This window comes from Actinomyces sp. oral taxon 175 str. F0384 (assembly GCF_000223355.1).
GTDB lineage: Bacteria > Actinomycetota > Actinomycetes > Actinomycetales > Actinomycetaceae > Actinomyces > Actinomyces oris.
Map to the genome: position 1 here is coordinate 16,329 of NZ_AFUR01000006.1, position 25,780 is coordinate 42,108.

The window sequence follows — 25,780 nt, forward strand, 5'->3', positions numbered from 1 at the left end:
CGTCAGGCCCGGGCCGGCGCTGGAGGCGCCCGGCCCTCACCGGTCCTCAGCCGGCTGCGGAGACCATGGGGCTGGTGCCGGCCAGGGCCTCCTCCCCGAGTTCCTCGGCCATCTCTGCGGCCATGGCCTCGGCGTGCTTGAGGAGGGTCTCGACGACCTGATCCTCCGGGACGGTCTCAACGACCTGGCCGCGCACGAAGATCTGGCCCTTACCATTGCCCGAGGCGCAGCCCAGATCCGCCTCGCGGGCCTCGCCGGGGCCGTTGACGACGCAGCCCATGACGGCCACGCGCAGCGGAGCGGTGACCTTCTTGAGCCCGGCCTCGACCTCCTCCGCCAGGGTCCACACGTCCACCTGGGCCCGGCCGCAGGAGGGGCAGGAGACGATCTCGAGCTGACGCTCGCGCAGCCCCATGAACTCCAGCAGCTTGGTGCCCACCTTGACCTCCTCGACCGGAGGAGCGGACAGGGAGACCCGGATGGTGTCGCCGATGCCCTCGGCCAGTAGGGTGCCGAAGGCGGCGCAGGACTTGATGGTGCCCTGGAAGGCGGGGCCGGCCTCGGTCACGCCCAGGTGCAGGGGCCACTGGCCGGCCTCCGACAGGAGCCGGTAGGCCTGCACCATGGTGACGACGTCGTGGTGCTTGACGGAGATCTTGAAGTCGTGGAAGTCGTTCTCCTCGAAGAGCCCGGCCTCCCAGGTGGCCGACTCCACGAGCGCCTCGGGGGTGGCCTTCCCGTACTTCTTGAGCAGGCGCTTGTCCAGGGAACCGGCGTTGACGCCGATGCGCAGGGAGACGCCGGCGTCGGAGGCGGCTTTGCAGATGTCGGCGACCTGGTCGTCGAACTTGCGGATGTTGCCGGGGTTGACGCGCACCGCGCCGCAGCCGGCCTCGATGGCGGCGAAGACGTACTTGGGGTTGAAGTGGATGTCCGCGATGACGGGGATGCGGGACTGCTTGGCGATGATCGGCAGTGCCTCGGCGTCCTTGTCGGTGGGACAGGCCACGCGGACGATGTCGCAGCCCGCGGCCGTCAGCTCGGCGATCTGCTGCAGAGTGGCGCCGATGTCGTGGGTCTTCGTGGTGGTCATCGACTGCACGGTGATGGGTGCGTCTCCACCGACGTTGAGGCTGCCGACCTGGATCTTGCGGGTGGGTCGGCGCGCTGCCAGGACCGGGGCCTGGGCACGCATCGTAGGGATGCCAAGAGCGATCGCTTCAGTCACCCGTCCAGTATGTCACCCGCCCTGCCAGGCCCTGCACCTCAGGTGTGTGGCATCGCTCCCGCCGGTACCGATTTGCTCACGCCCTGCCAGACCCTGCGGGCCTCACAGCGGCGCGGCGATGTCCACCCACACCAGGACCAGGGCCATGACGATGAGCAGACCGAAGACGACCTGACCGACGGGCAGCATCCTGGCCGTGTCCACCGGGCCCGGATCGGGCCTGCCCTGCGCCTTGGCGATCGAGCGCCGGATGCCCTCCCAGCAGGCTCCGAGCACGTGCCCGCCGTCCAGTGGCAGCAGGGGCACCAGGTTGAAGGCGAACAGCGCCAGGTTGAGGCTGCCCAGCAGCATGAGCATGGTGCTCACCCGCATCGACAGGGGGACCGCCCCGCCTCCGGCCACACCGCCGCTGGTGGCGTTTCCGGCCATGCGTCCCATGCCCACCAGGCCCACGACGCCGCTGTCGGCGCTGCGCTGCTCAACGCCCAGCGCCGCCTGGACGGCGTGATAGAGGCCCACCGGCAGGGTGGCGATGGCCTTGACCGTCCCTCCGATGGCCTGCCCGATGATGCCGGGGATCTTGGCCGGGCTCAGGGGAATGGTTCCCAGCGACGGGGAGATGCCGACATAGGGGCGGGCCTGGGTGCGCACGGCCCCGGAGGCGTCCTTGACCGGGGCGCCCTGCGCGTCGCGAACGGTGCGCTGGGCCTCGACCGCGGTGACGCGCACGGTGCGCTCGGCTCCGTCGCGCTCGATGACGACCTCGGTGGGGCTGGTGCCTTGGGCGGCGATCCGGGCCTGCAGCTCCTCCCAGGTGGAGACCTTCACCCCGCCCCAGGAGACGATCCTGTCGCCGACCCGTATGCCGGCGGCGCTGGCGGGGCCGACCGGGTCGGAGTCCTGGCAGGGGGCGCCCGCGTCGATGTTCGACGACACGCAGGGCGCCACGGTCGACAGCGTCGTCGTGCGTCCGGGGATGCCGACCACGCCGACGGCCACGGCCAGCAGAACGATCCCCAGGACCAGGTTGGTGAGGATTCCCCCGGCCATGACGACGAGCTTCTTGGGGACGCTGAGGTGGTAGAAGGCCCGGTGCTCCTCGCCGGGCTGGATCTCCTCCAGGGCCTCGGCGCGCGCCTCGCCCACCATGCCCAGGCTTCCGTCCTTGCGTCGGCGGTCCGGCCTGCCGGGCCTGGCCGGTGGCAGCATGCCGACGAGCTTGACGTAGCCGCCCAGCCAGATGGCCTTGACGCCGTACTCGGTCTCCCCGCGCTTGAACGACCAGATCTTGGGGCCGAAGCCGATGAAGTACTCGGGTACCTTCACTCCGAACTTCTTGGCGGGGATCATGTGCCCGAGCTCGTGAAGGGCCACTGAGACACCGATCCCGATGACGAGGATGACGATGCCCAGGATGTAGGCCAGGGTGGTGCTCACGAGTGCGTTCCTCCGTTTCGTGCCGCGATGAGCTCGTCGGCGCGGGCGCGTGCCCAGGTCTCCACGGCCAGGACGTCGTCGAGGCCCGGGCCGGTCAGGCCCTCGTGCTCGCCGACGACGGCCGCATCGATCTCGACGATGTCGAGCCACTCCAGGCCGCCGGCGAGGAAGGCGGCGACGGCCTGCTCGTTGGCCGCGTTGAGGACGGCCGGGTGGGTGTCCGAGGCCGCCACGGCGCTGCGGGCCAGGTCGACGGCTGGGAAGGCGGCGCCGTCCAGCGGCTCGAAGGTCCAGCTGACCGGTTCGCGCCAGTCGTTGGGAGTCACCAGGCCCGACAGGTCAGGGCGCTCGGGCCAGGTCAGGCCCAGGGCGATGGGCAGGCGCATGTCGGGCGGGGAGGCCTGGGCGATGGTGGCGCCGTCGGTGAACTCCACCATGGAGTGGATGACGGACTGGGGGTGGACGACGACGTCGATCCGCTCGGGTGCCACGTCGAACAGGAGGTGGGCCTCGATGAGCTCGAGCCCCTTGTTGATGAGGGTCGAGGAGTTGATGGTCACCACCGGCCCCATGTCCCAGGTGGGGTGCTTGAGGGCGGCGGCGGCACTGATCCCGGTGAGCTCGGCGCGGCTGCGCCCGCGGAAGGGGCCGCCGGAGGCAGTCAGGACCAGCCGCCTGACCTCGCTGCGTCCGCTGAGGACAGGGCTGGTCAGTCCCTTCTCGTGGCGGCCGCAGGCCAGGGCCTGGGCGATGGCGGAGTGCTCGGAGTCCACGGGGACGATCTGGCCGGGGCGGGTCAGCGCCTGGCGGACCAGGGCGCCCCCGACGACGAGGGACTCCTTGTTGGCCAGGGCCAGGCGGGCTCCGCTGGCCAGGGCGGCCAGCGTGGGCAGCAGTCCCACCGAGCCGGTGATGCCGTTGACGACCGTGTCGTCTGCCCCGAGCTCGGCGGTCTGGACCGCCGTGGTGGCGGCGTCGGGGCCGGTGAGGATGGTGGTGACCGGGTCGGGGCGGCCGGCCTGGGCGGCTGCGGCTCTCAGGGCCTGACGCAGGCGACCGGCGAGGTCCTCTCCCCCGCCGGTGACGGCCAGGACGGGAACCTCCCAGGTGATGGCCTGGCGGGCCAGGAGCTCCAGGCGCGATCCGCCGGCGGCCAGGGCGGCCACTCGCGGGGCGTGCTCCCCCAGGCGGGCGAGGACCTCGAGCGTCTGGGTGCCGATCGACCCGGTGGATCCCAGGAGGACCAGTCGCTGTGGGTTGTGGGAGGGCGCTGCTGCGTGGCTGGTCATGGGGTGGCGGGTTTCCTCAGGACGGGCTCGACGGGCGTGACTCACTCGACGGACAGGAGGACCTCGACGACGCGCGCCAGGTAACGGTCGACGCTGGGCTCACCGTAGGCCTTGTTCCCCCGGGCGCGGCGGAAGACCGCTCCGCGCACCTCGCTGGAGGTCAGGGTGGTGTCGGAATCGAAGTAGCCGGCGATACGGTCCATGAGGGCATCGACGTCGGTCTTGTCGTAGCCCTGGCCGGAGGCCGGGGCGAAGCGCTCGCCGGCCGGGCGCAGCAGACGCGGGTAGAGGGTGGTGGCGAGCTGGGTGACCTGGTCCATCCAGGCCTGGCGGCCGTTCTTGGCCACGAAGGCCGCGCGACGGCGCTGGAGGAAGGCGGCCTCGAGCCGGTCGAGGGCGGCGTCCACGGCCTGGGGCTGGTAGCCGCGCAGGACGACGTCGAAGGCGACGGTGCGCACGCCCTCGGAGTCCATCTCGTCGAGCTCACCGGCGTCGTAGATCTCGTGAGCCGTCTCGAAGTAGCGGTCCACCTGCTCGGGGCGGTAGCCCGGTCGCAGGAGCGCTGACTTGGGGAACATGTCGCTCATGTCGTCTTGACCCTCTCCTGGTTGAGTACCTCGGTCGCGAGCTGACCGCAGGCACCGTCGATGTCGCTGCCTCGAGTGTCTCGCACTGTCGTGGTAATTCCGGCACGCCGGAGCGTGTCGACGAACATATCCTGAACCGCAACCTCCGAGCAGGTCCAGATGGAGCCCGGAGTGGGGTTGAGCGGGATGGGGTTGACATGGGCCCATCCGGTGTCCCTGCGGTTGAGCTCGTCAGCGAGCAGCTGGGCGCGCCAGGCGTGGTCGTTCATGTCCTTGATGAGCGCGTACTCGATGGACACGCGCCGGCCGGTGGCCAGGAAGTAGTCGTGGGCGGCGTCGAGCAGCTCGCCGACCTTCCACTTGGAGTTGACGGGGATGAGCTCGTCGCGCAGCTCGTCGTCGGGGGCGTGCAGGGAGACGGCCAGGGTCACCGGCAGCCCCTCGCCGGCGAGTCGGCGGATGAGGGGGACGAGTCCCACGGTGGAGACGGTGATGCCACGCGCCGACAGGCCGAAGCCCTCCGGGGCCGGGTCGATGAGCCGGTGGAGGGCGCCGACGACGTTCTTGTAGTTGACCATCGGCTCGCCCATGCCCATGAAGACCACGTTGGACAGGCGGGCCGGTCCCCCAGTCAGCTCCCCAGCGGCCGAGGCCTGGGCGGCGTGGCGCACCTGCTCCACGATCTCCCCGGTGGACAGGTTGCGGGTCAGGCCCATCTGACCGGTGGCGCAGAAGGGACAGGCCATGCCGCAGCCGGCCTGGGAGGAGACACACAGGGTGGTGCGCTCCTTGTAGCGCATGAGGACGCTTTCGACGCGCACGCCGTCGTGCAGCTCCCACAGGTGCTTGATGGTGCGCCCGCCGTCGGCGCGCAGGGCGCGTACCGGGGTGATGAGCTCGGGCAGCAGCTCGGCGCACAACTGCTCGCGCTGGGCGGCGGGCAGGTCGGTCATGTCCGCGCTGTCGCGGGTGAAGTGCGTGAAGTAGTGGCGTGAGAGCTGGTCGGCCCGGAAGGAGGGCAGGCCCGAGTCCTTGCAGGCGGCCTTGCGCCCGGACAGGTCGAGGTCGGCCAGGTGGCGGGGGGCCTTGCCGCGCGCAGCGGGCACCGCGAAGGACAGGCGCGGTTTGGCGTCGGGGCTGGTGGCGCCCTCCGGGGGCTGGTCGGTGGGCATGACCTGGACCCGGCCGTCATGCGGCCCTCCGGTGATGCTGACGGGCTGCGGGCGCCGAGGGCGCTGCTGTGCTCGCGATGGACTCACGCTCGTGCTCCTCGTGTCCCGGGGCTGGGGAGGGCCGGGCTGGTCGATAGGGGTGGGTGCGGCATGCGTCCCTATTTCACCAGGAGGGTGAAGGCGTAGACAAGTGGAGCGGCCACGAGGATCGAGTCGAGCCGGTCCATGATTCCGCCGTGCCCGGGCAGGAGCGTGCCCATGTCCTTGAGTCCCAGGTCGCGCTTGAGCAGGGACTCCCCCAGGTCTCCCAGGGTGGAGACGATCACGGTGCAGGCGCCCAGTGCGGCTCCGGTCCACCAGGGGCCGCCGATGGCCCAGACGCAGCCGGCACCGGTGGCGACGGCTGCGATGAGGGAGCCCATGAGCCCCTCCCAAGACTTCTTGGGTGAGACCGAGGGAGCCAGGGGGTGACGGCCGAAGGTGATGCCGGCCATCCACCCGCCGGTGTCGTTGGCGGCCGCCAGGGCGATGAGCATCATGACTTTTCCCACTCCGTGCTCCTGCACCAGGAGCAGGACCGCGAAGCCGGCCAGGAAGGGCAGGTAGGTGGCGGCGAAGACCGAGGCGGCCGCGGCGCTGGAGCGCGAGCGGCGGACCTCGTCGTGGGCCTCGGTGCGGGGGATGTCGTGGCCGGCCTGCTCCAGGACGGTGCCGACCTCCGCCTCGGCCTGGTCCATGAAGCTCCACAGGACGCAGGCGCCGACGGTGGCGACGTAGGCACCGAAGGCCGCCTCCGCTCCCACCTCCCAGGCGCACACGGAGATTCCCAGGGTGCCCAGCCACAGCGGCGCCAGGGGCAGGCGGATGCGCTTGCGGGCGAAGGCCGCCGCCAGCTCCCACAGCGCCCCGCACACGGCCAGGACGACGACGCCCACGAAGATGACCTTGTAGAAGGCCAGGGAGCCCAGGACCACGGCGATGAGCACGACCGCCACCCCGATGGCGGCGGGCAGGTTGCGTCCCGCCCGCCCGGTGGCGGGCAGGGGGTCGTGGTTGCGCGTGGGGCGCGGGTTCAGCAGAGGCGACACGGGGCTCACAGGGGTTGACGGGACAGGGCGGGAGGCCGGGCGGTGGCGCGGCCGCTCCCGGGACGAGGCGGCTCAGACCTCGAGCAGCTCGGCCTCCTTGGCGCTCAGGGCGGCGTCGATCTGCTCAACGAAGCGCTTGGTGAGGCCGTCGAGCTCGTGCTCGGCGCGCTTGACGTCGTCCTCGCCGGCCTCACCGTCCTTCTTGATGGCCTCGAGCTCCTTCTTGGCCTTACCGCGGATACCGCGCACCTGGACGCGGGAGTCCTCGGCGCGGGAACGGGCGAGCTTGACGTAGTCCTTACGGCGCTCCTCGGTCAGTGCCGGCAGGGTGACGCGGATGACGGTGCCGTCATCGGTGGGGTTGACGCCGAGGTCGGACTCGCGGATGGCGGTGACGATGTCCTTCATGGCGGAGCGGTCGAAGGGGCTGACCAGGACCGTGCGGGCCTCGGGGATCGTCAGGGAGGCGAGCTGCTGGAGCGGGGTGGGGGCGCCGTAGTAGTCCACGACGATCCCGTTGAACATCGAGGGGTTGGCGCGGCCGGTGCGGATGGTGGCCAGCTCGCTCTTGGCGGCCTGGAGGGCCTTGTCCATCTTGTCCTCGGCCTCGAGCATGACGTCGTCGATCATGGTGCTTCCTTTACTGGGCGGTCGTGGGTTCGTCAGGTAGTGATCGGCCATCGCGGGGATGGCTGCGGGTTGGGAGGGTGTGCCGGCCGTCTGCGCCGCACGCGGTCACGGAACTCGAAGGGGCCCTCGGCGGCCCGTCGGAGCTCGCAGCCGGGTCAGTCGCAGCTGACGAGTGTCCCGATTCTCTCACCCAACAGGGCTCGGGTGATGTTGCCGGGCTCCCCCATGCCGAAGACGCGCATGGTCAGGCCGTTGTCGCGGCACAGGGCGAAGGCGGAGGCGTCGACCACCTGGAGACCGTCGGCCAGGGCGCGCTCGTAGGTGAGCCGGTCCAGGCGCCGGGCATCGGGGTTCTTACGGGGGTCGGCGGTGTAGACGCCGTCAACCCCGTTCTTGCCCACGAGCAACTCGTCGCAGTGAGTCTCCAAGGCGCGCTGGGCCGAGACGGTGTCCGTGGAGAAGTAGGGCAGGCCGGCACCGGCGCCGAAGACGACGACGCGGTTCTTCTCCATGTGGCGGATGGCACGCAGGGGGATGTAGGACTCGGCGACCTGTCCCATGGCGATGGCGGTCTGGACACGGGCGGGCACCCCGGCCTTCTCAATGAAGTCCTGCAGGGCCAGGGCGTTCATGACGGTTCCCAGCATGCCCATGTAGTCGGCGCGGGCGCGGTCCATGCCGCGCGAGGAGAGCTCGGCGCCGCGGAAGAAGTTCCCGCCTCCGACGACGACGGAGACCTGGACTCCGGCGCGCACGGCCTCGGCGATCTGGCGGGCGGCGTCGGAGACGACGTCGGGGTCCAGACCTATGGCTCCGCCACCGAAGACCTCACCGGAGAGCTTGAGTAGAACACGTCTGGGGTGCGTGCCGTGGGCGACGCGGTCGTCACGAGCCGGTTCCTGACTCATTGCGCTATGTCTCCTGGGTTCGGTGGGCAGGCTTGGCACAGCCTACCCCGTCCGGGCGGGTGCCGGGCCACGATGAGCGTCAACCCCGGCGGTCAGACACACCATGGGGCCGTGCCATGGGACCAGGGCCACGCATGAGACGTGCTCGAGGAGGGCGCCCCGGGGAACAGACGGTGAGGGATGTCGATGAGTGGGGAGAGAAACGGGGCGGGGGCGCGAGCATGATGCTCGCGCCCCCGCCCCGATCAGTGAGCGGATCAGGCGCCGACGCGGAAGCGCACGAAGCCGGTCAGCTCGCCACCGGTGGCCTCGACGACCTTGCCGACCGTGGTCTTGGGGTCCTTGGCGAAGGCCTGGTCGACCAGGACGTTCTCCTTGAAGAAGCCGTTGAGACGACCCTCGACGATCTTGGGGATGGCCTTCTCGGGCTTGCCCTCGGCGCGGGTGGTCTCCTCGGCGATGGCACGCTCCTTGTCCACGACCTCGGCCGGGACGTCCTCACGGGTGGCGTAGGCCGGGGAGTAGGCGGCGATGTGCATGGCGACGTCGTGAGCCACCTCGGCGGCCTTGGCGTCGGTGCCCACCAGGACGCCGACCTGGGCGGGCAGGTCGGGGTTGGTGCGGTGCAGGTAGAGCTCGATCTTGTCGGCCTCGAGGCGGCCGACACGGCGCACGACGATCTTCTCGCCGATGACGGCCTGCATGCCGTCGGTGAGCTCCTTGACGGTGGAGCCGTCGACCTCGACCTCGGCCAGGGCCTCGGCGTCGGTGGCGCCGGAGTCCAGGGCGGCGGTGAGGACCTGCTCGGCGTAGTCGAGGAACTTCTGGTTCTTGGCCACGAAGTCGGTCTCGGCGTTGATCTCGACGAGGACGCCGACCTGGCCGTTGCCGGAGTCGACGACCTTGGCGGCGATGAGGCCGGCGGAAGCGGCGCGGCCCTCGCGCTTGGCAATGCCCTTGAGGCCCTTGACGCGAATGATCTCGATGGCCTTCTCGGCGTCGCCGTTGGCCTCGTCGAGGGCCTTCTTGACGTCGAGCATGCCGGCGCCGGTCTTCTCGCGCAGCGCCTTGATGTCAGCGGTGGTGTAGTTCGCCATGAATGTCTCCTGGTCAGTCAGTGACTAATAGACGTGTGAAAAAGGACGAGTGAGAGGTGCCCACAGCGCGGGGACGCCGCGCTGTGAGCGAGGAGCTGAGGCGATGAGCCCGAGCTCAGGCCTGCTCGGCGGCGGGGGCCTCGGCGGTCTCAGCAGCCTCAGCGGCCGGGGCGTCGGCCTCGGCTCCGGCGAGGAGCTGGGCCTCCCACTCGGGCAGCGGCTCGGCGTCGGCGGGGGCGACCTCGGCCTCCTCACCGGTGCGGGCGCGTCCGCCGGAGCGGGCCAGCAGGCCCTCGGCGGTGGCGTCGGCGACGACACGGGTGAGCAGGGTGACGGCGCGGATGGCGTCGTCGTTACCGGGGATTCCGTAGGTGGCCTCGTCCGGGTCGCAGTTGGTGTCCAGGATGGCGATGACCGGGATCCCGAGCTTCTGGGCCTCGGAGATGGCCAGGTGCTCCTTCTTGGTGTCCACGACCCACACGGCCGCGGGGAGCTTGCTCATGTCGCGGATACCGCCCAGGGTGCGCTGGAGCTTGTCCTTCTCGCGGCGCATCATGAGCAGCTCCTTCTTGGTGCGGCCGGAGCCGGCCACGTCGTCGAAGTCGATCTGCTCGAGCTCCTTCATGCGGTCCAGGCGGGCGCGCACGGTGGAGAAGTTGGTGAGCATGCCGCCCAGCCAGCGCTGGTTGACGTAGGGCATGCCGACGCGCTGGGCCTGCTCGGCCACGGCGGCCTGGGCCTGCTTCTTGGTTCCGACGAACAGGATGTTGCCGCCGCGAGCGACGATCTCCTTGACGAAGTCGTAGGCGGTGTTGATGCCCTCAATGGACTGCTGGAGGTCGATGATGTAGATGCCGTTGCGCTCGGTGAGGATGAAGCGCTTCATCTTGGGGTTCCAGCGACGAGTCTGGTGCCCGAAGTGGACACCGCTGTCAAGGAGCTGGCGCATGGTAACGACGGCCATGACGGTCCTTCCGTGTGTGCCGAGAGGTTGCTCGACGCACGATCATTCAGGGGACGGCCGAGCTGCGCCCGGACGCGTCCCAGGGTTCTTCTTCTGGGTTCTTCCCCGTGGTTCCGCACGCTTGCGAACGCGCACCGGAGCCGGTGACCGGCTGGGAGCCGGCGCGGATGGGGCCTGGTGCCTGCGACGCACGGCCACCCGTTCACCGTGGCGAACCGTGATGACCGGGACCGCGACCGTGTCGCCCGGAGGGACGTCCCGAGATACTCGGGTGCAGGCACGCGAAGTCAGCATTCCGGGCCCGTCTCCCGCTGACGCCGGAGCGATCCGCAGAATGCTGCGGAGGCGAGGCTACCACAGGACTGGACCAGCCGCCGAGGCCGAATCAGCGGTATTCGGAGTCGTCCCGGTCACCACAGGCCGCTTCCTCACGGGGCTTTCCACAGGGCCGACGACGCTCCCGGCGCCGAGGGCCGCTCGGCGCGCACTCTGAGGGCATGCAGCCACAGCAGCCCCGGCAAAGCAGCCACTTCCGGAAGCATCGCACGCCGCCCTCTCCTTCCCACCACTCGTCCCGCCGTCTCGCCGCGCTGGCAACGGCCCTGATCGCCTGCGGCTCACTGGCCGCCCTGCCCGGTGCACCGCCGGCTCAAGGCATGGGCCCCCTCTGTGGCCCAGCCACCGGCACGGCCGTGACCACGGTTCCGCCTCCGTGGGTCCAGGATCCGTTACTTCCCGTTCTCACGGACAGTGCACCAGGGCCGGCCGGGGCCGCCCACTGGTTGACCTCGTCGACCTCGCTCGTGACACGCCTGAGCCCCTCGTCCCCGCTCATCAACGGCACGGGGACGGCAGGCCTGGCGCTGACGGACCGGTCTGCGGGTCCCCGGCGCCCGCGGGGTCGCTATCAGTGGCCGACCGGTGCGCCGGCCACCGTGGTGGAGGACTTCGACCCGCCCGCCGTCGTGTGGGGACGCGGGCACCGGGGAGTGGATCTTGCGGCCGCTGAGGGTACTCAGATCCGAAGCGCCGCCGCGGGGACGGTCGCCTTCGCCGGCATGGTGGCCGGGCGCCCCGTAGTATCCGTCGACCACGCCGACGGGATCCGCACCACCTATGAGCCGGTCGAACCGGCCGTCAGCACGGGTGACGCGGTGGCTGCGGGGCAGGTCATCGGCACCCTGCTGCCGGGGCACCGCTCGGACGGGGTCTGCGCCCTGCACTGGGGGGCGCGCACCGGCCCCAAGACGTACATCAACCCGCTGCGGCTGCTGCAACCGGCCGTCATCCGTCTCAAGCCCCTTCACTGAGAACGCGGCCCCACGCGGGCTCCGTTCAGGCTCGGGGGAAGGCCTGCTCGTAGACGCTGCGCAGGCGCTCAGCCGAGACGTGGGTGTAGCGCTGGGTGGTGGCCAGCGAGGAGTGGCCGAGGAGCTCTTGGACGCTGCGCAGGTCCGCTCCCCCGCCCAGGACGTGGGTGGCGGTGCTGTGCCGCAGTCCATGCGGGCCCAGGTCGGGTACCTGGGCGGCCGTGCACAGGCGGTGGACGACGTCGCGCACCGCCCGGGGATCGATGCGTCGCCCTCGGGCCCCGAGGAAGAGGGCGCCGCCCGCATCGACGGCGCAGATCTCACCGCGCCGATGCAGCCATGCCTCCAGCGCCCTGGCGGCGGGCAGCCCGTAGGGGACGGTCCGTTCCTTACGGCCCTTGCCCAGGACTCGCAGGGTCCGTTGGGAGTGGTCGAGGTCGGCGACATCCAGGCCGACGAGCTCGGAGACCCGCACTCCGGTCGCGTATAGCGTCTCGATGATGGCCAGGTCACGCACGGCCAGGACGTGCCCGTCCGAGGCGAGGTCCGAGGCGGTCGTGAGCAGCTGCGAGGCCTGCTGGGGCGTCAGCACCCCGGGCAGGCGGTTGTCGACGCGGGGGGCACGCAGGCGCGCGGCGACGTCGGAGGTGAGCAGTCCCGTCTCGAAGGCCCAGGAGGAGAAGGTCCTCACCGAGGCCGAGCGGCGGGCCAGGGTGGCGCGCGAGTGACCGCTCGCGGCCATCGCGGCGAGCCAGTCCCGCAGGTCCGCCAGGTCGAGGGTGGCCAGGGCGGCATCGACGGGCTCGGCGTCGCCCTCACCGACGCCGAGGAAGCTCAGCAGGTCGTTGATATCGACGAGATAGGCGCGCACGGTGTGCCCGGACAGGTCACGTTGCAGGGCCAGGTAGCTGCGGTAGGAGGCGAGCAGCTCGGCACGCGTCCTCGACATGGACTCCCTCCTCCCCGCTGGCGACAAGAACACCTGAAGACTACGGCGCCGAGACAGGCCATCCGCGGAATACGCGCCGCAAGCTTCGGCAGCGCAGGGCCCGGTGACGCCGCCCTGACGCGCCCCGGCTCTGCCCAAGCACGAGAGTCTCGGCGACGCCCTCGCCACTAACCACCTCCGCCTCAGAGCACTATCTCCGCCGGACAGACAATCGCCACCTTGATTCAACGCACAACCTGGGGGAAACCCCTCACTCTGGCTCACACAAATGACGAAGCACACCAGCATAAGGGTCTGCAATAAATAATTTATACGGCAATCAAGGCCAATGAGTCACAAGTTCATAACACCCACACCCCGGCCGTCACTCTCAGTACCAGATTTAGGCCCTATACCGGGGATATGTCCACACCTTGCCACTCCCTCGAGGAAACGCACCAACCTTGCAGCCTTCCAATACGAAGATTAAAATCTTCCCCGTTCTTACGGGACCTTGACTGACCCCGTCTCCCCTTTTCTCTCGCTGGAGCGCAGCACTGTGAAACGGTTGTCCAGACGCCGTGTCAATGTCGGCGTCATCGCGGTACTGACCGCTGCTGCTCTGGTCGCCATCGTTCTGCACCCGGGCATGGTCACTCATGATGTCGATCTTCATGACGGCGGAGTGTGGGTGACCAACGGGAAGATGAAGATGGTCGCCCACCTCAACTACCCCTCACAGACGCTCGACGGGGGGCTGCGAACCTCCTCGACGAGCTTCGACGTCGACCAGTCCGGCTCCCAGGTCTTCATGTCCGATGCCTCCTCGGACACCTACACGCAGATCGACGTGGCCCGTACCACCCTCATGCCGCCCAACACCTCGGCCGGCTCATCCACCATGGAGCTGGGCGGGGACCGCATCGGGGTGGCCGATCCGGCCACGGGCAAGGTCTGGGTCGCCAGCGCCTCACAGGCCCCCACCTTCAGCCAGTCGGCAACTCCTCCCACCATCTCCGACATGCCCGGCGCCGTTCTGGCCATGGGCACGGATGGCTCGGCCCACGTCGCATCGATCAGAACCGGCACCGTCAAGACGGTCACGCCCCGTGGCTCCATAACCGACATCTCGACCACCTCGCTGCCGAAACTGGCGGACGACGCCGAGCTGCAGGTCAGCGCGGTGGGAGACAAGAGCGTGGTCCTCGACCGCCGCAGCGGCACCCTCGTGCTCCCAGGGGGCCAGACGTCATCCCTGCCCGGAGACGACCTCCAGCTCCAGGTTCCCGGCCCGCAGGCCGACGAGGTACTGGTCTCCTCGACCTCCGGACTCCTTCGCGTGAGCCTGTCCGGGAAGGTCTCCTCGGTCTCCCCCGGCGTCACCGGCGGCAGCCCCTCCCGGCCCGCGCAGCACTCGGGCTGCGCCTACGCGGCCTGGGGGGTCAAGGGCTCCTTCCTGCGGGACTGCGCAGGCACCGACCACGATGTCGACATCCCCGTCCCCACGCTTAACAACGTCTCGAAGGCCGTCTTCCGCACCAACCGCGACGTCATCGTCCTCAACGACATCCCCACCGGCGGCGTGTGGCTGCCGGACAAGAACATGGTCCAGGTCGACAACTGGGAGCAGATTAACTCCCAGACGAAGAGCGAGGAGTACTCCGACGAGGAGTCCACCGAGACCCGGGACGAGGCCACTCAGGAGCGGTCCAAGGAGAACACCCCTCCCCAGGCCCAGGACGACTCCTTCGGCGTGCGACCCGGACGGACCGCCTACCTGCCGGTCATCGCCAACGACACTGATCCCGACGGCGACGTCCTGGTGGCCACCGCGACCTCGCAGCCGTCCTTCGGACAGGTGGGCCAGGTGCGCTCCGGCGCCGCCCTGCAGGTGAAGGTGGATGACAACGCCATGGGTTCATCGTCCTTCGCCTACGCCCTCGATGACGGCCAGGCGCAGGCCAGCGCCAACGTCACCCTCAACGTCCACCCCTTCTCCGTCAACGCCGGCCCCGAGCAGAAGCGTCTCTCCTCGCTCGACCTCGCCTCCGGAGCGAGCACTACTCTCAATGTCTCCGACGACTGGCTCGACCCCGACGGCGATCCCGTCTACCTCAAGAGCGTCTCATTCCCCTCGGGATTCGACGTCACGTACCGGGCCGACGGCACCATCACGGTCAAGGACATGGGGCAGACGACGGGCAACACGGACCTGACCGTCACCTACTCCGACGGCACCGAGGACACCGAGGGCCGCCTGACGGTCAAGGTGCACGGCAACGAGAACCTGCCCCCGGTGACCAACGCGGACCACGTCGTCGTCCCGGTGGGCCAGTCCGGCCAGGTCTCGCCGCTGGCCAATGACGTCGATGCCAACGGCGACACCCTGCGCCTGGCCTCCGTGGGGGAAGCGCCCGAGGGGCTGAGCGCCACCGCCGACGTCAACACCGGGGTCGTCACGCTCAACCCGTCCAAGGCGGGCACCTTCTACCTGACCTACACCGTCAGTGACGGGCCCTCCGCCACGGAGGGCGTGATCCGGGTCGATGCCATCGAGGTTGACCAGGCCGCGCTGCCCGTGGCGCAGGACGACGTCATCACGCTGCCGGCGGGAGGGCAGGCGCTGTCGGCGGTCCTGGACAACGACTCCGACCCGCAGGGCGGGGTGCTCTCCGTGCAGTCCGTGCGCACCCCCGAGGGCAGTCCCCTGGTGGTGGCGCTCCTGGAGCACCACCTCTTACGCATCACGGCTCCCAACGGGCTGACCGAGACCACCACGGTCACCTACACGCTAGCCAATGCGGCCGGGACGACTGAGGGCACGCTCCAGGTCATCCCGGTACCGGCAGCACCGAGCACCACCCCACCCGAGCTCACCGATGACACGCTCGTGGTGCGAGCCGGGGACGTGGGCGGCATCAGTGTCCTGGACAACGACCGCTCCCCCGCGGGGCTGGATATGAGTGTCCAGTCCGACCTCCAGCACGAGATCGACCCAGCCATGGGCGAGCCCTTCGTCTCCGACGACGTTGTCCGCTTCCGCGCCGGGGAGCAACCCGGCAGCGGACGGATCATCTACAGCGTGCGCGACTCGGAGGGCAACGTCGCCTCGGCCAGCGTCAACCTGACCGTTGTGGCCCGCGACGACGAGCGCAATACGGCCCCGCACCCCAAGGACGTCACCGGGTGGGCCGTAGCCGGGGAGAAGGTGACCATCCCGATCCCCATGGAGGGACTGGACTCCGAGGGCGACTCGGTCAGCCTCAGCGGGCTGATGTCCTCGCCGCGGCTGGGCGGGGTGGAGATGGAGAGCTCATCCCTGATCTACACGGCCGCCCCGAATGCCTCAGGCACCGACGTCTTCAGCTACACGGTCCAGGACCGCCTCGGCAAGACGGCCTCGGCCGTGGTCAGGGTCGGTGTAGCGCCCGCGGGGGCGACGAACCAGAAGCCCGTCGCCGTGGCCGATGTCGTCACCGCACGGCAGGGAGTCGACCTGTCCATCCCGGTACTGGTCAACGACGTCGACCCGGACGGGGACACGCTGTCCCTGGAGTCCTCCCTTATTTCCGGCCAGGACTCGGGAGTGTCCCCGTCGGCCGACGGCACACGGGTCAGACTCACGACCCCCAGCACCGAGGGGAGCTACACCATCCAGTACGGCGTTACGGACGGCCGCTCCGAGCCCGTCGTCGGCATGGTGACCCTCGTGGTCTCCGCGGCGGCACCGCTCCAGGCCCCCATCGCCCGCGACGACCACATCAGCAAGGCGCAGGCCCGATCCAACCGGAGCGTCAGGGTCCCGGTTCTGGACAATGACGAGGACCCGGACGGCGATATCAGTGCCGCCACCGTCACCACTCAGGACGAGGGGGCGAGCGTCGGGCAGGACGGGGAGCTGACGATCACGGTGGGCGACGAGCCCCGCTTCGTGCTCTACACGGTCACCGATCCCAGCGGGCTGACCTCCTCCGCCCTGGTCGAGGTCCCCGGATCGGTGGTCACCGAGCCGGAGGTCGACGCGAGCAAGATGCCCTTGACCGTGCGCTCGGGCGAGACCCTGTCCATCGCGTTGCGCGACTACGTGCTGACCCGCGAGGGCCGCAGCGTGCAGCTGACCGACGGCAACAAGGTCACGGCCGCCGCTGGGTGGAACGGCTCCAACCTGGTCAAGGACTCCACCACGGTGACCTTCACCTCGCGTCCCGACTACTCCGGCCCCTCCTCGGTCACCGTGGAGGTGACCGACGGCAAGGACCTCAACGACTCCAGCGGCAAGACCGCCTGGTTGACACTCCCCATCACGGTGACCCCCGGGGACAACCGCCCACCCACCATCGCCCCCACTGCCATCGAGGTGGCCCCCGGTGAGACCGCGACGGTTGACGTGTCGCTGTGGGCCACGGACCCCGACGGGGAGAAACCGGCTGATCTGACCTACTCGGTACGGGACGTCCCCGCTGGCATCAAGGCCTCGATCAGCGGCAAGACCCTATCGGTGGCAGCGCCCTCGGGAGCCTCGAAGGGCTCACTCGGGTCGCTCACCATCGATGTCAAGGACGGCTCCGGGGCCCAGGGATCGGGATCGGCGCCGGTGAGCATCGTCTCCTCCTCCCAGCCCCTCATCATGCTCTCGCCGGCATCGGTGAGTGCGAACGCCGGTCAGTCCACGACCGTGGATATCTCCTCCTACGCCGTCAACCCCTTCCCCGACTCCCCCATCCATCTCGTGGGGACCCCCACGGCCCCCGACGGCATTACGGTCACAGGCTCCGGCTCCACCCTGACGATCACACCTGCAGCCGATGCCCGGGCGGGAGTCATCACCTACCGGGTCGGGGACAAGACCGGTGACGGCGGCCGCGAGGTCGAGGGCACCGTCCAGGTGACGGTGCGCAGCCGGCCGAGCCCACCGACCTCGGTGGCGGCCTCCTCCAGCAGCGCCTCAACGGCCATGGTCTCGTGGACCGCAGGGGCGGCGAACGGCGCGCCGATCAGCGGTTTCACCGTCTACGACGAGACGCAAGGCGACTCCCAGGACTGCGGCACGGTCACCAGCTGCCTCATGGAGGGGCGCACCAACGGCAAAGACCACACCTTCCACGTGGTGGCCCACAACGAGGTCGGCGACTCTGATGCCTCGGCATCGGCCACCACCTCGATCGACGTCGTCCCGGACACGGTCCCCCAGCCGGTGGCCACCGCCGGTGACGGCTCGGTGAGCGTGTCCTGGTCCGCTCCGTCCAACCAGGGCTCGCCCATCACCGGGTACGTCGTCGCCCTCAGCCCGGGTGGCCAACAGCAGACGGTGTCGGGCACGAGCGTCACCTTCTCCGGCCTGAGCAACGGGACGGCCTACACCGCGGTGGTCAAGGCCGTCAACGCCAAGGGTGAGAGCCAGCAGTGGTCCTCCGCCTCCCTAGCGGTCTCCCCCTACGGCAGGCCCGGACCGGTCGGCTCGGTACAGGCCGCCTCGGCCAATCTGGGCAGCGGCGGCTCCTCCGATACCGTCACCGTCTCCTGGGGGCCGGTGTCCGACACCAACGGCCGACCGATCGAGTACTACACCGTGACCTCCTCAACCGGGGCCTCCAAGACGGTCTCCGGAGCCGACAACCGCTCAGCCACTCTGGAGGGGGTGAGCACCTCGCAGGAACAGGTGACCTTCACGGTGACGGCCACCAATGACTCCGCCAATGCCTCCACCCATACCTCACCGGGGCAGTCCACCTCGACCTGGGTCGTGGGACGCCCGCCGGCCCCCAGCGTCACGGGCGTCAATGCGACCGGCGCCAGTCGCCAGATCTCACTGTCCGCCAGTGCCTCCGCCGGGAACGGCTGGAGCGCCGGGGAGCTGTCCACCCAGTGGAGCACCGACGGCACCTCCTGGCAGTCCGTCAGCGACCTGAGCGGCAACGGGCTGAGCGATGGCAGCGCCTCAACCGTGTACGTGCGTGTCTGCGGGGCCAAAACCGGAAGCACCTCGTGCTCGGAGGCGGTCAGTGCCGGCAGCGTCACCCCCTTCGGTCCACCTGCCTCACCGAGCATCAACTGCTCGGCAGGAGGAGCCACCTCCATCTCCTGCTCCTGGTCCGGAGGGGGCGACGGTGGGCGATCCACCCGCTACCAGCTGAGCGGGCCGTCCACCAGCGACGACGCCGGAGCCTCCGGCTCCCAGCAGTGGAGCGTCGGAGAGGGAAGCACGACGCGCGTGTGTCTCCAAGCCGTGCAGTCCTCGTCTGAGCTGGGATCACGCACTGGGCAGGAGAGCTGCACTGAGGTGACCACGCGTACCTTCGCCAGGAACTACGCGGGCTCCCTCGAGGGTGAAGGGGAGTGCCATGTAGGTACGTGCAAAGACGCCAAGAACGCCCATTATCAGGTGGTGACGCTCTCGGACTGGCCCCCGAACTCGGTGGTGACCTGCAGCGGAGTCTGGGACAACCGAGCGGTGAGCACCTCCATCACGGTCGATGGCTCGGGTGGCTACAGGGACCGGCCCATCTGGCGCGGTTACAACAGCGTCCTGATGACCTTGCAGGATCAGGGGACCTGGTTCACATGCACGTAGCAGCCGGTACCCGCACTCGCCGAGCCTCGACGCCAAGCGCGTCCCCACATCGATCAGCCGCCGGAGTTCCTCACCGAGCCGGCTCCCTTCACCGCAGTCAACACCCCACGGAGAGCGAGGGCCATCAATGGCAATGACGAATGAGAACGCGACCTGGTTCGCCGACACCTTCGCCCGGATGGTGAACAACGTGGGGCAGGCCCTGCTGGGCAAGACCGAGGTCATTCGGCTGGCGCTGACCACCATGCTCGCCGAGGGCCACCTCCTGCTCGAGGACGCCCCCGGCACCGGCAAGACCGCCCTGGCCCGGGCCATCGCGGCAACCGTTCAGGGGACGCACTCGCGCATCCAGTTCACCCCCGATCTGCTGCCCAGCGACATCACGGGCGTGACGATCTTCGATCAGAAGGCCGGCTCCTGGGAGTTCCACGCCGGCCCCGTCTTCTCCTCGATCGTCCTGGCCGACGAGATCAACCGGGCCAGTCCCAAGACCCAGTCGGCCCTCCTGGAGGTCATGGAGGAGTCCCAGGTGACCGTCGACGGGGTCAGGCATGCCACGGGCCGTCCCTTCATGGTCATCGCCACCCAGAACCCCATCGAGCAGGCCGGCACCTACCGCCTGCCCGAGGCCCAGCTCGACCGCTTCCTCATGAAGACCTCCGTCGGGTACCCCGATGAGGAGGCGATGGCGGATGTCCTGGAGGGAAGTGCCAACCCGGACCGCTCGAAGTCGCTCAGTGCCGTCATCGCCTCCAGCGCGGTGGCCTCCATGGCGGACCTGGCCGCGGAGAACCACATGGAGCGCTCGGTGGTGAAGTACATCGCGGCACTGGCGGCCGCCACCCGGGCCTCGGAGAGCACTAGTGTCGGGGTCTCCACACGAGGAGCGCTGGCGATGGCTCGGGTCGTGCGGGTCTGGGCGGCTGCTCAGGGGCGGCCCTATGTCCTCCCGGATGACGTGCGGATGCTCGCCCAGGTCGTGTGGGCCCACCGCCTGGTCATGGACCCCGACGCCGAGTTCGCCGGAGCCACGCCGTCCGCCGTCATCTCCGAGGCCCTGGAGGTCGTCCCCGTCCCCACGGTTCAGAAGTAGGACCTCATGGCTAAGACGACATGGGGGACCGTCCCGGGAGCCCTCCCCCGCTCGCCGGGTCAGAAGTCCCGCGGGACCCCGGAAGGCGGGAGGGCCTCGTCCTCCGCCCCGCTGGGCTCCTCTACGCAGCCGAGGAGCGGTCCGAGGCGTTCTCGACGATTGCTGAGCGCGCTGGGACTCGCATCGAGCGCAGCACGCTCCGCACTATCGGCGCTGACCAGGGCGGCCCTACAGGCTCTGGCAGCACTGCGGCGAGCAGGAGGGGCCGTGCACAGGCGGATGGCCACGCCGGCCGCACGGCTACGGTCTCTTCCTGTGGTGGGCCCCGTACTGTCCGCCTGCGGCTCGTGGCTGGGCGGCGCGGTCGCGATGGTCACCACGCTGGGGCGGGTCTGCCTGCTGGTGCTCGTCATCTCCTGGTACCTGGCTGCCAGCCGGCACTGGTTGGAGGCATGGGTCATCACCCTGGCCCTGGCCACCCTGCTGGTGCTGGCGGCGCTTCAGGCGCTGGGACGAGCCACCTACCGGGTGCGGCTCTCCCTGGTATCGACCCGAGTCGTCGTCGGTGATCCAGCACTGGGATCCCTGCACCTGTCGCACCCCTCGGGACGCGCCACCCGACCGGCGACGGTGGAGATGCCGGTGGGCCAAGGCCTGGCTGTCTTCGATATTCCGCGCCTCTCCCCCGGCGCCGAGCACCAAGAGATTTTCACCGTGCCCACCCGGCATCGGGGAGTCATCACGGTGGGGCCGGTGCGAAGCATCCGCGGGGACGTCCTCGGCCTGGTCCGACGCGCACAGAACTGGACCGAGCCGGTCGAGCTGTTCATCCACCCGCGCACCGTCAACCTGGACTCGACGGCGATCGGTTTCATCCGCGACATCGAGGGCGCCGTCACCCAGGATCTGTCCAGCTCGGACGTGTCCTTCCACGCCCTGCGCGAGTACACCCCGGGTGATGATCGCCGCAACGTCCACTGGAAGACCACGGCCCGGACCGGGCGCCTCATGGTGCGGCAATTCGAGGAGACCCGCAGGGCCCATCTCCTGGTCATCCACGACCTGGATCCCCTCGCCTGGGACGAGGAGGAGGACTTCGAGACCTCAGTGTCCGCGAGCGCCTCATTGCTGCTGGCTGCCGTGCGAGACAACCGGGAGATCAGCCTGGTCACCCAGACCGGCCGCCCCTACCTGCCCACCGGGGCGCGAGTGCTGGACACCTTCACCACGCTAGACCCGGTGGAGAGGGCCGGGGACCTGGTGGACCTGACCCGACAGGCGGTCAGTGCCGTACCTCAGGCGTCGGTCACCGTCCTGGTCACTGGTGCCAGGACCTCGGCGGCCACGCTCCACCGCGCTCACGCCGAGGTACCGGCCAGCACCCGCTGCCTGGCGCTGAGGATCAACGGCCGTCAGCGCCTGGCCTCGCAGAGAGTCTCAGGACTGCCCGTGGTGACGCTGCCCGACCTGGAGCACCTGGCGCCCGCGATGAGAAAGGCCCGTTCTTGAGCACTCATGGGTCACGAACTCCCACCAATCGTCCTGAGAGCCTGCCCACCGGCGTCGGTGCAGGCACTGGGGCCACCGCCTCGACCGGCAGCGGATCACCGGTCCATCACCTGGACTGGGTGAGTCTGGGCGCGGTCGTCCTGCTACTGGTCGCCGCGGGGGCTACGCACGGGGCCGTCTTCGGCTCCTTCAGCGGCTACGTCGCCGTCGCCGGGGGCATCGTCATCGGCACGCTCGTGGCACTGGCCGGGGCCTGGTGGCGATGGAATCCCCTGGAGGTCCTTCTGGCCGCGGTCATCTCCTACCTACTGGCGGGAGGTCCGCTGGCACTTCCCACGACAACGGGTCGGTGGGGGGTGCCGACCTTGGCGACCCTTCAGGGGCTGGTGATCGGCGCGGTGACCTCGTGGAAGGACCTGTTGACGATCGCTCCTCCTGCGGCGTCCTTCGTCGGCCCGGGGATCGTCCCCTATCTCAGTGGACTGCTGTGCTCGCTGGTGGCGGTGACGATCACGCTGCGAGCCGGCAGGCGTCGGGGCTGGGCCCTGCTGGCTGTGGCAGTGCTGGGACTCATCGGGATCCTGTGGGGCTCGCAGCGGGCGCCACTAGCGCTTCCTGCGGCTGGCGTGGCTCTGGTGGTCGCCATGGTGTGGATGGCTCACCTGCAACAGCGGGGTCGTATCGCGGCGGGGCACGGGATCGTCGGCAGGCCCGGTTCCCGACGTCGTACCCGGCTCCGTCTTGTCGCGGGCGCCACAGGAATGCTGACGCTCGCCATCACCGTCGCCACGGTACTGTCCCCCGTCCTTGAGCCCGGAGGCCGCCGAGATGTGCTGCGCGATCATGTGAGGCCTCCTCTGGATATGTCGGCCTACGCCTCGCCGTTGACCTCCTTCCGCTACTGGGTGGACAACCAGAAGGACTCCACCCTCTTCACGGTGGAGGGCCTCAAGGAGGGGCAGAGGATACGTCTGGCCACGTTGGACGCCTACGACGGCACCGTCATGCGCGTGGGCACCGACGCCTCGGCGGAGGGGTTCCGGCGGGTGGGCTCCACCGTCACCGATGAGCCGTTGCCCGGTGGTGCCAGCACCACGAGCCTGACGGTGACGATCAAGGACTACTCGGGCTACTGGATGCCCGGAGGCGGTCAGATGCAGTCGATTGCCTTCACCAGCGCTCGCGCCAGAAGCCTGCAGGAGTCCCTGTACTACTCCGAGCCCTTGGAGTCGGCCATCACGACACAAGGCCTGACCTCGGGGGACCGCTACACGACGACGATCATCGACACTCCGACCTGGACCGATGCCCAGCTCAGCGACAAGGCGCTTACCACGCTGACAATGCCTGAGACGAGCAACGTGCCGGAGCAGGCCGGGACCCGTCTGAGCGAGTTCATCGGTGAGGCCTCCACCCCGGCCGAGAAGATCCGGACGATGGCGCAGACCTTCTCCAGCCAGGGATTCTTCTCCGATGGCAGTGACAAGCTCTCCCTGCCGAGCCATTCGACCGCACGTCTGACCACCTTCCTGGATCCCAAGAAGCCGATGATCGGCGACGACGAGCAGTACGCCGTCGCGATGGCGCTCATGGCCAGGCAGGCCGGCTACCCGGCGCGCGTGGTCCTGGGGTTCTACCCCGAGACCTACTCCGGGGGCACGCAGGCGATCACCGGGACCAACGCCCACGCCTGGGTGGAGGTGAGCTTCTCCTCCGTGGGCTGGGTGGCCTTCGATCCCACTCCGCCCCGTGACCAGAAGCCCCAGACGGAGGTTCCCAAACCCAAGCCGAATCCTCGCCCCCAGGTGCTTCAGCCACCGGTGCCGCCCCAGGACCCGGCCGATCTGACACCGCAGACCAACGACGACCGCGACGACGACTCAGACCGCCCCAGTCCCTGGTTGGCATGGCTGCTCCTGGCGGCCAAGGTGGTCGGTGTCCTGGTGGTCATCGCCGCGCCCTTCATCGCCATCGTGGCCGCCAAGGCATGGCGTCGTCGACGACGGCGCCGGGCCGCGAGTCGGATGGATCGCATCACCGGCTCATGGAACGAGCTCATTGACTACGCGACGGACCTGCATACCGGGGTTCCACGGGCGACCACCCGCAATGAGCAGGCCCTCTACCTCGATTCCCTCGTCTCCGGCGAGCCGAACCCGGGGCTGACCTTCCGACCGTCCCCGTCCTCAGACAGCGTCGGCGGCCTGGCCCAGCTGGTGGACTCCACGGTGTTCAGCGGCCAGGACATGGCAGACACGGTGGAGGCACGTGCCTGGAACAGCACCGACGCCCTGAGTCGGGCTCTGGCGTCTCGCTCCTCCCGGTACCGCCGCCTGGTGGCGCGGTTCTCGGTGACCTCCTTGAGGCATCGTCCCGGCCGCGTACCAGCTGGTCGGTCCCTGGGCGTCGGACCGTCTCGGCTCAGTAACGCTCCGACGCCATCCCCGGACGGCTCGCGCCGTCTGTGGCCGAGCTGGCTGAGTCCATCGGGCCTGCGCAGACCGCCGCGTCAGCCTGCCACGGATTCACTGCCCTCCTCTGAAGGAGACGAATGATAATGACAGAGCCAGTAGTCAACCGCGGGGCGGATCCTGAGGTCTCCCCGGCCTCACCAGACTCCCATGACTCCCCCGCTCACCTGCGGGACCTCAGACCGGCCAGCACCGGCATGCGTGCCACGGCTCTGGTCGTCGACTCAGTGGTGGTGTCCCTCATCAACGTCATGTGCCTCATTCCCACCGTAATCGCCGTGCAGCTGACCTCCACGGTGACGATCGGAGTGGCGGCAGCAATCGCGTTCCTGGGAGCGGTGGCCGTCATCTGGTTCCAGATCATTGACCTGTGGAAGCGTGGACAGACCCTCGGGATGCGGGTTGTGGGCATCTCCTGGCTGCGATGGTCCCGCCCGGGAAGGCCCGGTCTGAACGCCCTCGTCAAGATGCTGGTCCTGTCGACCGTCTCCGGCCTCACCCTGGGTATCGGCGCCGTCATCATCTACCTGGTCTCCGAGGACCGCAGCGGTCGTTCCTGGTTCGATCGGATCAGTGACATCGTCGTCGTCACTGCCAAGGACACCGGTGAGGGCGAGGAGCCCCCGGGGTGGGAGCTGCGCGATGGGGATACCAACGGCGGCACCGGCAGCGAGCACGACCATGACCGGTTCCTGCGTCCCGAGGACCTTGAGGACCGCATCGATGCTGATGAGTACCTTCAGTCCACTGTCACTGTCACGGCACGCCGACCCCTCTCCGAGAGCCGCAGCGCAGATGACTCCGTGGCTGCTGTGGGGGCCGAGGGCTTCATCACCGAGGTCCCGTGGCGATCCGGAAAGCCGGAAGGGCCAGTAGCTCCCAGCCGGCGGCCCACTGACTTGGAGTCATCGCCGATGGCGCAGGACGGCGAGCCGGCCGCAGCACCTGTGGGATCAGCGCCCCTTTCGCCACTGTCCGTACCTCGTGGCTCAGACCCTTCCGCTCCAGTCATGGTGCCGCTATCGGCGCGCCAGGAGCAGGCAGACTCCACCGTGGCCTCCGGTGGGGCGCTGGCGGGGTCCCAGAATCATTGGGCGGCCCAGGACTCCTGCGCCGGAGACGACCCCATGGATCGCACCGTTGCCAGGTCCACCCCCCAGTCCGCGCCCTCGCTCCTGCTGGACACCGGGCAACGGGTCGACCTCGGCGCCGCAGGCACGGTCCTGCTGGGACGCGACCCGCAGGCGGTCTCTCCCTGGGAGGGCGCCTGCACCGTTGCCGTGGACGACCCGGGATTCTCCATCTCCAAGACCCACGTGGCTGTCGTTCTGGACGGCACCGGCGTGCTCATTGAGGACCTGGGCTCCACCAACGGCACCACGGTAGAGACGCCTGACGGAGCGTTGACGACGGCCGATGAGGGACAGCGCATCAGAGCCAGCGTCGGCGACATCGTCCATGTCGGTCAACGCCGGTTCACGGTGGGGAACTGAGCGGG

At 69.3% G+C, this 25,780-nt stretch carries 17 protein-coding genes; 6 read left to right on the plus strand and 11 right to left on the minus strand.

Annotated elements, in window-relative coordinates:
• Positions 1-46: 46 nt before the first annotated feature.
• The 10 genes from ispG to rpsB form a co-directional block, all read right to left on the minus strand.
• Positions 47-1,195 (minus strand): flavodoxin-dependent (E)-4-hydroxy-3-methylbut-2-enyl-diphosphate synthase, encoded by a 1,149-nt coding sequence (ispG, locus tag HMPREF9058_RS08830; protein WP_175284723.1) that lies wholly within the window; start codon positions 1,193-1,195, stop codon positions 47-49.
• A gap of 135 nt (positions 1,196-1,330) precedes the next feature.
• Positions 1,331-2,665 carry an RIP metalloprotease gene (locus HMPREF9058_RS08835; protein ID WP_009747912.1) on the minus strand — a complete coding sequence of 445 codons (1,335 nt, stop codon included), beginning with the start codon at positions 2,663-2,665 and terminating at the stop codon, positions 1,331-1,333.
• A complete protein-coding gene (gene dxr, locus HMPREF9058_RS08840) occupies positions 2,662-3,954 on the minus strand; it encodes a 1-deoxy-D-xylulose-5-phosphate reductoisomerase (protein ID WP_009747845.1) in 1,293 nt (430 codons plus the stop codon). Before dxr ends, HMPREF9058_RS08835 begins: the two co-directional genes overlap by 4 nt.
• Before the next feature lie 41 nt (positions 3,955-3,995).
• On the minus strand, positions 3,996-4,541 hold the full coding sequence (locus HMPREF9058_RS08845; protein WP_003786395.1) for a DivIVA domain-containing protein: 546 nt from the start codon (positions 4,539-4,541) through the stop codon (positions 3,996-3,998).
• Complete coding sequence (rlmN, locus tag HMPREF9058_RS08850; protein ID WP_009407170.1) at positions 4,538-5,800, minus strand: 23S rRNA (adenine(2503)-C(2))-methyltransferase RlmN; 1,263 nt, start codon at positions 5,798-5,800, stop codon at positions 4,538-4,540. Before rlmN ends, HMPREF9058_RS08845 begins: the two co-directional genes overlap by 4 nt.
• A gap of 71 nt (positions 5,801-5,871) precedes the next feature.
• On the minus strand, positions 5,872-6,801 hold the full coding sequence (locus HMPREF9058_RS08855; protein WP_009407305.1) for a phosphatidate cytidylyltransferase: 930 nt from the start codon (positions 6,799-6,801) through the stop codon (positions 5,872-5,874).
• 72 nt (positions 6,802-6,873) lie between these two features.
• A complete protein-coding gene (gene frr / locus HMPREF9058_RS08860) occupies positions 6,874-7,431 on the minus strand; it encodes a ribosome recycling factor (protein ID WP_003786400.1) in 558 nt (185 codons plus the stop codon).
• A gap of 155 nt (positions 7,432-7,586) precedes the next feature.
• Positions 7,587-8,339, minus strand: coding sequence for a UMP kinase (gene pyrH, locus HMPREF9058_RS08865; protein ID WP_009407162.1), 753 nt, complete (start codon positions 8,337-8,339; stop codon positions 7,587-7,589).
• A 257-nt stretch (positions 8,340-8,596) separates the two neighbouring features.
• Positions 8,597-9,436, minus strand: coding sequence for a translation elongation factor Ts (gene tsf, locus HMPREF9058_RS08870; RefSeq protein ID WP_003786404.1), 840 nt, complete (start codon positions 9,434-9,436; stop codon positions 8,597-8,599).
• A 115-nt stretch (positions 9,437-9,551) separates the two neighbouring features.
• Positions 9,552-10,400, minus strand: coding sequence for a 30S ribosomal protein S2 (gene rpsB, locus HMPREF9058_RS08875; protein ID WP_009747744.1), 849 nt, complete (start codon positions 10,398-10,400; stop codon positions 9,552-9,554).
• A gap of 803 nt (positions 10,401-11,203) precedes the next feature.
• Here rpsB and HMPREF9058_RS08880 point away from each other — a divergent pair.
• Positions 11,204-11,710, plus strand: coding sequence for a M23 family metallopeptidase (locus HMPREF9058_RS08880; RefSeq protein ID WP_254654118.1), 507 nt, complete (start codon positions 11,204-11,206; stop codon positions 11,708-11,710).
• A 25-nt stretch (positions 11,711-11,735) separates the two neighbouring features.
• Here HMPREF9058_RS08880 and HMPREF9058_RS08885 read toward each other — a convergent pair whose 3' ends face one another.
• Complete coding sequence (locus HMPREF9058_RS08885) at positions 11,736-12,659, minus strand: tyrosine recombinase XerC (protein WP_009747748.1); 924 nt, start codon at positions 12,657-12,659, stop codon at positions 11,736-11,738.
• A 547-nt stretch (positions 12,660-13,206) separates the two neighbouring features.
• On the opposite strand from HMPREF9058_RS08885, the gene HMPREF9058_RS08890 reads away from it, so the two are divergent.
• The 5 genes from HMPREF9058_RS08890 to HMPREF9058_RS08910 all read left to right on the plus strand — a co-directional run bounded on the left by HMPREF9058_RS08890 (position 13,207) and on the right by HMPREF9058_RS08910 (position 25,775).
• Positions 13,207-19,209, plus strand: a complete 6,003-nt coding sequence (locus HMPREF9058_RS08890) for an Ig-like domain-containing protein (protein WP_050798036.1) — start codon at positions 13,207-13,209, stop codon at positions 19,207-19,209.
• Between the two features lie 127 nt (positions 19,210-19,336).
• A complete protein-coding gene (locus HMPREF9058_RS08895) occupies positions 19,337-20,302 on the plus strand; it encodes a MoxR family ATPase (RefSeq protein ID WP_009407198.1) in 966 nt (321 codons plus the stop codon).
• Positions 20,303-20,617: 315 nt separating this feature from the next.
• Positions 20,618-21,811, plus strand: a complete 1,194-nt coding sequence (locus HMPREF9058_RS08900) for a DUF58 domain-containing protein (protein WP_009407313.1) — start codon at positions 20,618-20,620, stop codon at positions 21,809-21,811.
• Positions 21,808-24,366: a transglutaminase domain-containing protein gene (locus HMPREF9058_RS08905; protein WP_009407026.1), complete on the plus strand. Its 2,559-nt coding sequence runs from the start codon at positions 21,808-21,810 to the stop codon at positions 24,364-24,366. Before HMPREF9058_RS08900 ends, HMPREF9058_RS08905 begins: the two co-directional genes overlap by 4 nt.
• Positions 24,367-24,368: 2 nt before the next feature.
• Entirely contained in the window at positions 24,369-25,775 is a 1,407-nt protein-coding gene (locus HMPREF9058_RS08910; RefSeq protein ID WP_009747939.1) for an RDD family protein, read from the plus strand.
• Positions 25,776-25,780: the final 5 nt, after the last annotated feature.